The organism is Clostridium sp. (assembly GCF_051656525.1).
Taxonomy (GTDB): Bacteria; Bacillota; Clostridia; order Clostridiales; family Clostridiaceae; genus Clostridium.
This window is the reverse complement of record NZ_JBOGCC010000005.1, coordinates 1-1,024: the sequence shown is the minus strand read 5'-3', so window position 1 is coordinate 1,024 and position 1,024 is coordinate 1. Positions and strand designations below refer to the sequence as shown.

The 1,024-nt window shown below is 29.3% G+C and carries 1 protein-coding gene; it reads right to left on the bottom strand.

The annotated features are described in order from the left end of the window. Positions 1 to 676: MATE family efflux transporter (locus ACRDDY_RS00245; RefSeq protein ID WP_438562962.1), on the bottom strand; the 676-nt coding region annotated here is incomplete at its 3' end. Positions 677 to 1,024: the final 348 nt, after the last annotated feature.

Below are 1,024 nucleotides of genomic sequence, written 5' to 3'. Positions count from 1 at the left end.
TAGTTGATGCTACAATATTTTTCTTTACATATACTACAAGCACTATATAAAGCATTTCTACTCCTCTTGCAATAGATGTTGCAAGGGCAGCTCCCATAACTCCCATTTCTGGCATTCCTAAATTTCCAAATATAAATACACAGTTTAAAAATGCATTTACTAAAACACCAATAACACTTGCTCTCATTGGTACTTTTGGTTGCTCTGTACTTCTAAGTGCTGATGAATAAGCCATAGTTATGTTAGTAAAAATATAACTAATAGACACAACCCTTAAATACTTTGCTCCAAGTTCTATTACTACAGGATCTGTTGATAGAATTCCCATTATAATTTCAGCTAAAAATAAAGCTCCTAATAAAAATATAGTTGAAGCTACAAATCCAACTGTTATATCTAAACCTAAAACCTTTTTTATTTCTTTCTCTTCACGTTTTCCCCAATACTGTGCCATAAATATACTAGCCCCTGCATTAATTCCTGTTAATGCTAACATAAAAATAAAGAAATATTGGTTTGCAAGACCAACTGCTGCAATTGCACTTTCTCCTAAATTTCCAATCATAAGATTATCTACTAAGTTAAGTGATGACGTAACAAAACATTGTAATGTTATTGGTATTGCTAAAGTTATCATTGTTCTAATAAACATCTTATCTTTAAATATACTTCTCATAAATCCTCCTTTAGAGAATGCTTTCCCCCTAGTTTTTCCCAAAGAAAAAAGCATACGGGTAATCATAGCCGCCCGTCTGCCTTATTAAAATACATTTTATATTATATAAGATTTTAATTCATATTTCTATAACTTTATTCATTTATTATACATAATTAATTTTAAATTATTAATGTTTTACCAATGCTTCTCCATAAATTTCTTGTAATTTAATCTCATAACTTTTCTTTTCATCTAATCTCTCTAATTTTCCAAGTGCTCCTATTAAATTATATAATGCACATTCTTCATAAGCCTTTTTCTCTGACTCATCTATATATTTTTTATACTCTTCAACAGCCATCTCTA